Source organism: Embleya sp. NPDC059213 (assembly GCF_042754445.1).
Taxonomy (GTDB): Bacteria; Actinomycetota; Actinomycetes; order Streptomycetales; family Streptomycetaceae; genus Embleya.
Map to the genome: position 1 here is coordinate 1 of NZ_JBHZAV010000257.1, position 10,834 is coordinate 10,834.

The window sequence follows — 10,834 nt, forward strand, 5'->3', positions numbered from 1 at the left end:
TGTGCGGGCCGACCGCCGACTTCGGCCGCGGGCGGTCAATGGGCCGCGTGGATTCAGGCGATCCGGTGCGATCCACTCCCGAGGTGCGGCGGCGGGGCCGACGAGAAGGCGCTCTCGGCCTCGGGGCATCCGGACCGGAAGGCACCATCGGTGTTCATGTCGAGGGCCCGGTGGGGTCGCCTTCCGGCGCCGGTGAACCTCACGCCGTGCCCGGTCGGTACAGGTCCGGCGCGGCCCGTAGCAAAGCCCGGGTGTAGGGGTGCTCGGCTGCGGTGAAGATGGTCTCGGCCGCGCCTTCTTCCACCACGCGGCCCGCGTACATCACCGCGACCCGGTCACAGAGCGTTCGCACGATGCCCAGGTCGTGCGAGATGAAGACGATCGTCAGCCCGAGTTCGGCGCGCAGGTCGGCCAGGAGGTTGACCACGGTGGCCTGGGCGGAGACGTCCAGGGCCGATACCGCCTCGTCGGCGACCAACACTTCGGGTTGGACCGCGAGGGCGCGTGCGATGGCGACTCGTTGGCGTTGTCCCCCCGACAGTTCGCGCGGCCGTGCCTCCAGGACGCGCGGGGGCAGGTTGACCATCTCCATGAGCGAGTCGAGGGCGGAGGCCATCCCGGCATCCGGGACGAGATCGTGATAGTCGATGAGTTCGGCCAGTACGGAGCGGACCCGTCGACGGGGGTTGAGCGACGCGACCGGGTCCTGGAAGACCATCTGGATGTTGCGGCGCAAGTCCTTGGAACGCCGGGCGCCGATGTCCCTGCCGTCGTAGCGGACCCGTCCGGCCGTCGGTTCCGTCAGCCCGACGAGTACGCCGGCCAGCGTCGACTTGCCGCAGCCGGATTCGCCGACCACGCCCAGGCACCGGGAACGCTCGACGGCGAGGCTGACGCCGTCGACGGCCCGCAGCGTCTGCGGTGCCGCGGATCGCCGGGCCCGGACCTTGAAGTGGACCTCGATGTCGTCCAGTTCGATGAGCGCACTCATGCCTGTTCTCCAAGATTCAACTCGGCCTGCCGCAGACACGCGCCGGCTCGGTCCGGGCCGATGTTCAACAGGGGCGGGTCGGCTTCCCGGCAGGCATCCACGACGAACGGGCAACGCGGGGCGAAGCGACAGCCCGAGGGCAGTCGACCGGCGGTCGGCGGGGATCCGCTGATGGCCTTCAGCCGTACCGGCGGGCCGTGCAGCTGCGGCATCGACTCGATGAGTCCGTGGGTGTAGGGGTGGCGGGGATCGTCGATCAGGGCACGCGTCGGTCCCTGTTCGATGATGCGGCCGGCGTACATCACGGCGGTGCGGTCCGCGATGCGTGCGATGACCGACAGGTCGTGGCTGACGAAGATCAGGGCCAGGCCCCGCTCGGCCCGCAGGCGTTCGACGAGCGTCAGGATCTGGTCCTGGACGGTGGTGTCCAACGCGGTCGTCGGTTCGTCGCACAGGAGCAGCCGAGGCTCCACCGACAGCGCCATCGCGATCATCACCCGTTGCCGCAGGCCCCCCGAGAGTTGGTGCGGCCATGCCCGGACCCGTTGCTCCGGGTTCGGCACGCCGACTTCGCGCAGCAGGCGCAACGCCTGGTCGGCCGCGGCGCGGCGCGACACGCCCCGGGCGCGGGGACCGGCGGCGACCAGGTCACCGATGCGCATCGTCGGGTTCAACGAGCTCATCGGTTCCTGGAAGACCATCGAGACTCCGTGGCCGCGCAGGTCGCGCGGGTCGACGGACCGCGGCTCCTCGTCCTCCCGGCCGCGGAACCGCATGGTTCCCCGGGTTCGCACCAGTGCGGGCGGCAGCAGGCCCAGCACGGAGCGCAGCGTGAGGCTCTTGCCCGATCCGGACTCGCCCACGATCCCGAGGCATTCACCGGCGTCGACGTGCAGGGACACGTCGTCCACCAGGGTGGCGCCGTCGCGCCCGGCGGCGGCGATCGCCAGGTTCGCGATCTCGATCACGGGTTCGGTGCCGGTCATGATTTGATCCGATCGTCCAGGCCGTCCCCGATCAGGGCCAGGCCCATTCCGGCCAGCGCGATCGCGGCTCCGGGCGCGGCGATCAACCACCAGTTGGTTTGCATGACGGTGCGGGCGGACTGGATCATTGCGCCCCATTCGGGGGTTCCGACGGGTATGCCGACGCCCAGGAAGGACAGCGTCGAGATCGCCACGACGGCCAGTCCGATGTCGACGAAGAAGTAGACGATGCTCTGCCCGATCACGTTCGGCAGGATGTGCCAGGCGATCACCCGCCATCGAGGCAGGCCTCCCGACCGCGCGGCGCGGACGTAGTCCATGGAGCGGACCCGCCGTACCTCGGCGCGCATCAGGCGCGCGTACACGACCCAGGAGATGAGGGTGAAACCGATGATGAGCGGCAACTCGCCGGGCCCGAGGAAGAGGAATCCCTCGCCGGGGCCGAGCAGCCCGACCAGTGCGATGAAGAAGATGAACAGCGGGAGCGAGACGACGACGTCGGAGATACGCATGATCGCGGTGTCCAGCCACTTGGCGCCGAGGCCCGCGACGATCCCGATGAGGCTGCCCAGGACCGCCGGGATGAATGAGGCGAGTAGTGCCACGCGCAGGTCGACCCGGATCGCGTAGACCAGCCGGGTCCATTCGTCACGGCCGAGTTGGTCGGTGCCGAGCAGATGCGCGGGCGAGGGAGAGGCGAGCCGGTTCAACAGATCCTGTTCGGCCGGGTCTCCCGTGGTGATCAGGGGCGCGAAGACCGCGGCCAGGACGAACAGTCCGAAGATGACCGCCCCGGCGGCCAGCTTGCCGTTGCCGCGCGGGCGTGACCGTATCGTGTGTTCCTTGTCGTCCTTGATCAGGGACAGGTCGCTCATGCGCTCACCGTTCTCGGATCGAGCAGCGAGACGATCGTCTCGCCGAGGACGTTGGCGACCACGACTCCCGTGGCGAAGACCAGCGTGATGCCCTGGACCACGTAGACGTCGCGTTTGGCGGACGCGTCGACCAGCGCGCTGCCCAGGCCCGGAATGTCGAAGGTGGCCTCGAGGATGACGACGCCGAAGAAGAGGTAGCCGACGTTCAGCGCGAGCAGCGTCAGGACCGGGCCGAGTGCGTTGCGCAGCACGTGCCGGACGATCAGGGCGCTTCCCCCCACCCCGAGTGAGCGGGCGACCGCGATGTACTCGGAGTCGAGCACGTCGATCAGGCTCGACCTGAGACTTCGCACGAGGACGGGGGTGAGGATCACCGCTCCGGTCACGGAGGGCAGCACCAGCGATTCGACCAGTTCCGTCGGGTCCGACCCCAGTCCCGAGACCGGGAACCACCCGGTGGGCATGGCCACCAGCCTGATGAGCAGGAATCCCACCCAGAACGCCGGCAGGAACAGCGCGAGCAGAATGCCCAGCCGTATCGCGTGGTCGATGAATCGGTCCCGGAACCAGGCGGCGGTCCACGCCAGCACGAGTGCCGCCGACACCGCGAGCACCAATGTGCCGAGCAGCAGCCACAACGTGTCGCCGATGCCTTGGCCGATGACGTCGGTGACGCTCCGGCCGTCGATCGATGTTCCCAGGTCGCCGTGCAGCACTCGATTCAGATAGGCCAGGTACTGGTGCGGCAGGCTGCGATCGAGCCCCAGTTGATGGCGCAGCTCGCTCACCGCCTCGTCCGAGGCCCGCGGACCGAGGCGGAGCCGGGCCGCGTCGCCCGGCGCGACCTGGGTCAGCACGAACACCACCAGCGTGACCGCGAGCAGCACGAGCATCAACTGGAGGAGCCGGGCGAGCAGAAATCTCAGCGCTGTCACGAAACTCCCTCCTTTCCGTTGACGATGCGGGACGCGGTCATCGGTTCTCGACGCTCAATTCGTCGGCGCAGTAGGCCAGGTAGGGCGCCGGAAGGAATCCCCGTACCCGGCCGGCGACCGCCTGGAGCGCGTTCGGGACGGCCAGCGGGATCACGGCGTCGCTTGCGTTGGCGGACTTTTCGAAGGCGTGCACGGCGGTGGTGACCTCGGCGGGGTTGCTCGCCGCGTGGACTCCCGACAGTGCCGCGTTCGCCGGTCCGGGGTCGGACTGGGAGAACACGACGCCGGTCGATGCGAGAAAGCCGAGGGGGTCGATCGGGCTGGGCGCGAGCGCGCTGTAGGTGATCATCGCGAGCTGGAAGTCACCCTTGCCGAGCCTGTCGATCAGGGAAGAGGTCGGGAGCGGGACGACGGTGGCGTTGATGCCCACCTGGGCCAGCATCGGGACCAGTGCCTGGGCCGCGAGTTCCTCCGCGGTGCTGCTGGGCGCGAGCAGCTTGAGGTTCTGGCCCGTGTAGCCGGACGTGCCGACCAGGTTCTTGGCGGCCGCCACATCGGTGGTGGACCAGGCGCACGTGGGGCACGGGGTGACCCCGGGGACGTTTTGCGGCAGCAGCGACGTCGCCACGGTCGCCTGGTCCGCGTAACCGCCGGCGACGAGTTTGCGGTAGTCGATGGCCAGTGCGATCGCCTTCCGGAGATCGACGTTGCCCAGGGGCCCCGACTTCGTGTTCATGGTGAGGACGCTGACACCGGACGACGGCGCGCTGACGATCTTGTCCTGCTGGTACTGGAGGGCCGTGGCGAGTTCCACGTCGTTGACTACGTCCAGGGAGCCGCTGTGGAACTGCAGCAGTCGCTGGTAAGCGTCCGTGACGACCTTGTATTCGACCCCGTCGAGGTAGGGCAGACCGGCCCGGTAGTAGTGGGGATTGCGGGTGAGGCTGATGGACCGTCCCACGGCCTGATTGTCGATGCCGAACGGACCGGCCCCCGTGGGCTTCTTCCAGAAGTCGGCCGCGGTCCGGCCGCCGTAGTTGTCGGGGAAGATCGCGGCGTTGGCGGTCGACAGGATCGCGGGCAGCGTCGTGTCGGGTTGGGACAGCCTGAAGACCACGGTCTGCGGGGTGGGCGTCTCCACGGACGTGATGGAGGAGAAGTAGCTGCCGTACAGCTGACCCGTGCTCCACAGTCCTTCCGAGAATTTCACGTCGGCGGACGTGACCTGTCTGCCGTCGCTGAACTTCGCGGCGGGGTCCAGGGTGAAGGTCAGGGTCTTGGCCGCCGGATCCGCCTGGTAGGACGAGGCCAGCGCCGGCAGGAGGGTCTTGCCGTCCGGAGTGGAGCGCAGGAGCGACGCGTACACCTGTGAGTAGACGTTGAAGCTCTGTGACGACAGGGCCTCCTGCGGGTTCCACGTGTCGATCGCGGTGCTGAGCGACATCGTGATCGACCCGCCCCGCTTGGGGGGCGCCGAGGCGGATCCGGGCGAGGTCGAGTTGTCGGAGACGCACCCGCTCAGCAGCATCGTGGCCGTCAGCATCGCGACGCACGCCGTGGCCTTGAATAGCGACATAAATTCCCTCGCAGTTTCATAAATTTTCTAGCAACTGGGGTTTCCGGAGTCTACGGCGGGTGCGTAGCGGCCGTCTAGAGGTACGCAAAGCGGTCATATCTAGTGCTTCCGTACCCTGCTGCGCGCCCGGCGCACTCGGGCCCGCCGGCGAGACGGTCGTCGGCCTCGACGACCTCGCGACCGGGTCGAACCGCACCGGCAGCCGGCTCTGTGGCCGGCCCACGGACCCACCCTTCGTGGGCGGACCGGGGGCGGGACGGCCGGCGGCGCGGCCGAGAAGGCGGTATGTCAGGAACCGAAATTCCGGAAGGCCGGGACAACTCCGATGAACACGATTGCGCTGCCGCTTGGTTCGTTGCGGGCCGAGCGGCGGCTACCGAAGATCCGGACCGGGCTGCACCGTCGGGCGGGCGACGATCGTCGTCGGTGCGACGCGCCGCACAACCCCTTGCGGCCTCGTCTTACAACCCGGGCGCCGAATCCCGACCTCGTCGCCCGGCTCCCATCGCCGATCCCGGCATCGTTGCGATGGCCGGAGGCCGGTCGGGGGACGGGGCGCGCCCTCGGCCCGAGTCGCCGGGACGACCGTCGCCCTCGTTCGGGAACGGGTCGGCGAGGGGCGACCGGGAACGGCGCCGAGGGCCGCGTCTCCCGCGAACGCGACACCTTCTTCACAAGGCACAAGGCACGAGGTGCGTCCGTTGCGGCCCTCGGATCGCCACCGCGGCGCCCGACACGGGGGCGAGGCGCATCGGAGCCGGCGCCGTCAGGCTTCGTCGCCGGGTGCGCCCGCAGCGTCGCGCCGAGCGGGGTTGCTCTCCTTTACGTGACGCACCATCCAGTCGACCAGCGCCTCGTTCTGTGCTCGTCGTACCGGCACCGGGCCCGAGATCGATCCTTCGTGGGAGGCGTCCGGCAACATCAGCATCTCGGCGACGCACCCGGCGCGCCGCAGCACCGAGTAGAACTGCTTGCTCTGCTCGGGCGGGCAGCGATGGTCGCGTTCGCCCTGGATCAACAACGTCGGAGTGGTGCAGGTGTGGGCCGTGGTGATCGGTGAGAGTCTCCGGTAGCGGTCGGGGTCCGTCTCGGGCAGTGCGCCCAGTACATCGGGCAGAAAACCGAGCCCGATGTCGCTCGTTCCGTACAGGCTGGAGAAATCGGTCACCGGGTTCTCGATGACGGCGGCCTTGAACCGGTCGGTGTGGCCGACGATCCAGCTGGACATGTACCCGCCGTACGACAGCCCGGCGACCCCGAGGCGGGCGGGGTCGGCCCAGCCCTCGTCCACCGCGAAGTCCACCGCCGCCATCAGGTCGTCCAGGTCGTCGTGGCCCCAGGCTCCGATGATGGCGTCGGCGAATTCCACGCCGTAGCCGCGCGAGCCGCGGGGATTGACCATGAGCACCCCGAAGCCCGCACCACACAGGATGTGGGCGTCGGTGACGTAGACCTCCCCGTAGGCCGATTTGGGGCCGCCGTGAATGAGCAGCACGGTCGGCAGTGCTCCGACGGCGTCGGCGGGTCGCAGGAGCTTGCCTTGCACCGGCGGGCCGTCCTTCGCACGGACTCGGAACTCGGTGACCGTGCACGGGACGGTGCAGGCCCGATTGCGGGTCGCGGTGTCGCTGATCCGCGAGTCCTCGCCCGTGTCCATGTCGCGGACCCAGAGGTCGGGCGGGCTGGTGAGGGTGCCGGTGGCGTACAGCAGGCGCTGCCCGGCCACCGCCAGCGGATAGAAGCAGCCCGGACCGGCCAGCACCGGAGTCGTACGAGGTTCGCCTTCGAGTGCGACGCGGTGCACCTCCAGGCGGTCCTCGACGTGCACCCGCAGGAGAGCGTCGCCCGCGTGAAGAAGCAGTCTCGGGTCGGGGTCCACGAACGGGATGGCCACGTCGCCCAGTACATCGCCGTTGAGATCCACACTCAGGCCGGCGCCGCGATCGGTCAGGCGCCACGACTGGGATGCCGCCGCGGAGTCGTCGGCCGGGTCCACGAGGAACAATCGACCCAGCGAGTGCGATGCGGCGCCGGAGGAGGTCACCGCGATCCAACCGTCGCCCGATGCCGCGAGGGAGAAGAGGTCGAGTTCCCGCATGTGCTCGGTGACCGTGCCGGACCCGTCGGCCGCGACGGAGCGAACGGCGGCGGTGCCCTGTTGCCATTCCTCCGGTCCGCATCCGGCGAGGAAGGCGATGCGTGCGGTTCCGGCCTGCCCCGATTCCGCTTCCGTCGTGCCGGCGCCCGGCCGCCCGGGCGACGCCAGCCACGTCGGCCGGCTGTTGACCCAGGCGTCGTCGGTGAGCCGCGTGTGCGTCCGGGTGCCGACGTCGTAGACGAAGATGTCGGCGGTGGCGTCGTCGACGAGGTCCAGCCCGTCCACCCAACCGATCGCCCGGGTGATCCGATACGGCGCTTCCGGCACACGTGTCCGCAGCGTCGCGGCGTAGGCGATGCGGCGGCCGTCGGGACTCCACACCGGCTTCTCCGAGACGCAACGGTTCGGTTCCGCCGGGTCGACGAGCACCTCGAAGTCGAAGTCGGGTGCGTCCGCGAGCCGGACGAGGACCATGTGCGTGACCGGGCCGTCGCCGGAAAGGAACGCCAGCCGACTGCCGTCCGGCGAGAAGCTGGGGGTGTGCGCCCCGTCGCCGAACGCCACGGCGACGGCAGCCGCACGAGGCTCGGCCACACGGCTCAGGCACAGGCTGTGCCGCACCACGTCTCCCTCGATGCGGGAGACGGACCAGGCGACGAGTGCGCCGTCCGGGCTCAGGTCGGCGCTGTGGAGCAGTTCCATCGCATCGACACGTTCGGTGACCGTAGGGCCGTAGTCGGTGTCAGGCGTGAGCATGGGAACTCCTTCGCTCAGATCCGTAAGTAATTTACCAGATACGTAAGTCATGAGGTAGGGCCGGTCGAGGCGCCTTCATGCTTCGAACACCGTGTCTGCCGTGCCGGGGATCGACCGCGGCACGGGTTCCCGACGACCGGTTCGAGCCGGCCGTGCAACCGGTCGATTCCTGCCATCGACCGCGCACCGAGCGGGTGGGAATGGGTCGTCCGCATCCCCCGGGGCGGACGACCCTGGATGGCCTCGCATCCCGTCCACCCTCTGCGGACCCTCAAGGCGCCGGGCAGGACATGTCGCGGGCGAAGAGATCCGCGAGCGTCTCGCGACGAACGACCTCGCGTGCCTTCCCGTCGGCGCAGAAGACGACCGGTGCCTTGAGCGCTCCGTTGTAGTTGTTCGCCATCGTGTAGCAATACGCTCCGGTCACCGGGACGGCGATGACGTCGCCGGTCCGTGGCGACCGCAGCGGCACACCGGAGCCGAGCCGGTCGCCGGACTCGCAGTGCCGCCCGACGAGGTCGACCCGTTCGCCGCCGCCGACCCGGTCGATCACGGTGGCCTCGAACCGCTGCCCGTAGAGGGCGACCTCCATGTTGTCCCCCATGCCGCGTTCGCGCTCAGCGCCTGCCGGAAACGTCGTATCCGTGTGCGCAGGCCGGCCTCGTCGACGACGTAGGCGGGCGTCGAGTACTCGTCGGCCACGTCGGACAGGGCGACGCCGCCGACGATCAGACCGCGGCCCTCCTCGACCGTCGTCCCCTCGGGAAACAACTCCAGGATGTCGGGGCTCACGTCCACGAGAGCATCACATGCTTGATCCGGGTGTACGCCTCCAGACCGTAGAGGGACAGGTCCTTGCCCTCACCGGTCTGTTTGAAGCCCCCGTGCGGCATCTCGGCCGCCGTCGTGACGTGGGTGTTGACCCAGGTGATGCCGAAGTCGAGCGCGGCGGTGACGCGCATGGCGCGACCGACGTCACGCGTCCACACGCTGGACGCCAGCCCGTGGCGGACGTCGTTGGCCAGCTCGATCGCCTCCTCCTCGTCGGTGAAGGTCTGTACGGTCAGCACGGGGCCGAAGATCTCCTCCTGGACGAGTTCGTCGCTCTGGCCGACTCCGGTGACAACCGTCGGCGGAAAGAAGAAGCCGGGACCATCCTCCGCCCTTCCGCCGGTCAGGATCCGGGTGGTGGCGCCGCGACGCTCGACGAGTCCCGACACTCGTTGCAACTGGGATCGGCTGATCAGCGGGCTCCGGCCGTCCCGGGCATCGGCCGGGTCGATCAGGGCGAACGATCGGGCGTGCTCGACCAGTTCCCGTACCAGATCGTCGTGGATGTCGGCATGCGCCAGGACGCGCGACGGCGCGGTGCAGTCCTGGCCGGCGTTGTAGAAGGCGGCGCCGGCGATCAGCTCCGCGCAACCGGCCACATCCGCGTCGGCGAACACCAGGACCGGGCTGTTGCCGCCCAGTTCGAGGTGGGTCCGGCGCACGTCGTCGGCGGCGGCGCGAACCACTTCGGTGCCGGCCCTGGTCGATCCGGTGATGGCGACCATGTCCGCGTGCGGGTGACCGGCCACCAGTTTGCCGGTCTCCCGGTCCCCGCAGACCAGGTTCACGCAGCCGGGCGGCAGATGCCGTCCGCAGATCTCGGCGAGCAGCAGCGCACTGGAAGGAGTGGCCGCGTCCGGTTTGAAGACCACCGTGTTGCCGGCCGCGACGGCCGGCGCCAGCTTCCAGACCGCGGTCATCAGCGGGTAGTTCCACGGCGCGATCGAAGCGATCACGCCGACGGGCTCGCGGCGGATCAGGGACGTGTGGCCGGTCACGTACTCCGCCGCCGCGCGTCCCTCCAACATGCGCGCCGCGCCGGCGAAGAACCTGAGCTGGTCGATGATCGGCAACAGTTCCTCGGACCGGAAGAGTTCCGTCGGTTTGCCGGTGTCCCCGCATTCGGCGGCTACGAATTCGTCCGCCCGGGCCTCCATCTCGGCCGCGATCGCCAGCAGCGCGACCTGACGCTCTCCCGGTGCCGTGCGCCGCCACGACGCGAAGGCCGTGCGCGCCGCGTCGAAGGCGGCGTCCACCTCGGCGTCGCGCGAAAGCACGCTGGAGCCGTGGATCCCACCGGTGCGGGGGTCGATCAGGGACAGTCGGCCGGGGGCGGTGCTGCGGACCCCGTTGATGAAGTTGTCGACGTGCCCGGTCATGCGGGGACTCCGGTCGTCCGCCGGGCGACGGGTGCCCCTTGCCGTCGGAACACCGCAGCCGCCGAGTTGTGTATCAATCTCACGAGGATCATAGAAATATTATGAACCTTGGATATGCGGAGCGCCAGCCCTTCGCGAGGGATTCGACGGAAGTCCGCACGGCGACAGGGGCCACCATCCGTCGAGAGACGCGGTCCGACGCCACCCGGCCGCTCGGCTCCGGCGCTTCCCTCGCCTTCGAGCCCCGGGTCCATGCGGCGATTCGCTGCGCCGAGGGCGGATTCGGCTCGGAGTCCGCTGCCCGGCGGACTCGTTCGTCACGTCGGGCGCCCACCCGATCCGCCCGCGCCCGGCGGCCGGGAACTCGACCGACGGCCGGCCGCGACGACCGACTCGATACCCTCGGG

At 69.4% G+C, this 10,834-nt stretch carries 9 protein-coding genes; all 9 read right to left on the minus strand.

Annotated features, from left to right (window positions below; genetic code table 11):
* Positions 1 to 199 precede the first annotated feature (199 nt).
* Complete coding sequence (locus ACFXMF_RS43960; RefSeq protein ID WP_360322634.1) at positions 200 to 991, minus strand: ATP-binding cassette domain-containing protein; 792 nt, start codon at positions 989 to 991, stop codon at positions 200 to 202.
* Entirely contained in the window at positions 988 to 1,977 is a 990-nt protein-coding gene (locus ACFXMF_RS43965; protein WP_360322636.1) for an ABC transporter ATP-binding protein, read from the minus strand. Before ACFXMF_RS43965 ends, ACFXMF_RS43960 begins: the two co-directional genes overlap by 4 nt.
* Positions 1,974 to 2,852 carry an ABC transporter permease gene (locus ACFXMF_RS43970; protein ID WP_360322638.1) on the minus strand — a complete coding sequence of 293 codons (879 nt, stop codon included), beginning with the start codon at positions 2,850 to 2,852 and terminating at the stop codon, positions 1,974 to 1,976. Before ACFXMF_RS43970 ends, ACFXMF_RS43965 begins: the two co-directional genes overlap by 4 nt.
* The gene (locus ACFXMF_RS43975) at positions 2,849 to 3,787 is read right to left on the minus strand and encodes an ABC transporter permease (RefSeq protein ID WP_360322640.1); all 939 of its coding nucleotides are present in this window, start codon (positions 3,785 to 3,787) and stop codon (positions 2,849 to 2,851) included. The genes ACFXMF_RS43970 and ACFXMF_RS43975 overlap by 4 nt, the downstream gene beginning before the upstream one ends.
* Positions 3,788 to 3,824: 37 nt before the next feature.
* The gene (locus ACFXMF_RS43980; protein WP_360322642.1) at positions 3,825 to 5,363 is read right to left on the minus strand and encodes an ABC transporter substrate-binding protein; all 1,539 of its coding nucleotides are present in this window, start codon (positions 5,361 to 5,363) and stop codon (positions 3,825 to 3,827) included.
* A gap of 766 nt (positions 5,364 to 6,129) precedes the next feature.
* On the minus strand, positions 6,130 to 8,268 hold the full coding sequence (locus tag ACFXMF_RS43985; RefSeq protein ID WP_379991426.1) for a prolyl oligopeptidase family serine peptidase: 2,139 nt from the start codon (positions 8,266 to 8,268) through the stop codon (positions 6,130 to 6,132).
* 220 nt (positions 8,269 to 8,488) lie between these two features.
* Positions 8,489 to 8,809, minus strand: coding sequence for a hypothetical protein (locus ACFXMF_RS43990; protein ID WP_360322646.1), 321 nt, complete (start codon positions 8,807 to 8,809; stop codon positions 8,489 to 8,491).
* Positions 8,767 to 9,015 carry a hypothetical protein gene (locus tag ACFXMF_RS43995; RefSeq protein ID WP_379991427.1) on the minus strand — a complete coding sequence of 83 codons (249 nt, stop codon included), beginning with the start codon at positions 9,013 to 9,015 and terminating at the stop codon, positions 8,767 to 8,769. The genes ACFXMF_RS43990 and ACFXMF_RS43995 overlap by 43 nt, the downstream gene beginning before the upstream one ends.
* Complete coding sequence (locus ACFXMF_RS44000) at positions 9,006 to 10,427, minus strand: aminobutyraldehyde dehydrogenase (protein WP_379991428.1); 1,422 nt, start codon at positions 10,425 to 10,427, stop codon at positions 9,006 to 9,008. The genes ACFXMF_RS43995 and ACFXMF_RS44000 overlap by 10 nt, the downstream gene beginning before the upstream one ends.
* Positions 10,428 to 10,834: the final 407 nt, after the last annotated feature.

Coding starts and splice junctions, on each gene's coding strand:
- ACFXMF_RS43980 (WP_360322642.1), bottom strand. CDS start 5,363: ATGTCGCTATTCAAGGCCACGGCGTGCGTCGCGATGCTGACGGCCACG.
- ACFXMF_RS43960 (WP_360322634.1), bottom strand. CDS start 991: ATGAGTGCGCTCATCGAACTGGACGACATCGAGGTCCACTTCAAGGTC.
- ACFXMF_RS43990 (WP_360322646.1), bottom strand. CDS start 8,809: ATGGAGGTCGCCCTCTACGGGCAGCGGTTCGAGGCCACCGTGATCGAC.
- ACFXMF_RS43970 (WP_360322638.1), bottom strand. CDS start 2,852: ATGAGCGACCTGTCCCTGATCAAGGACGACAAGGAACACACGATACGG.
- ACFXMF_RS43965 (WP_360322636.1), bottom strand. CDS start 1,977: ATGACCGGCACCGAACCCGTGATCGAGATCGCGAACCTGGCGATCGCC.
- ACFXMF_RS44000 (WP_379991428.1), bottom strand. CDS start 10,427: ATGACCGGGCACGTCGACAACTTCATCAACGGGGTCCGCAGCACCGCC.
- ACFXMF_RS43985 (WP_379991426.1), bottom strand. CDS start 8,268: ATGACTTACGTATCTGGTAAATTACTTACGGATCTGAGCGAAGGAGTT.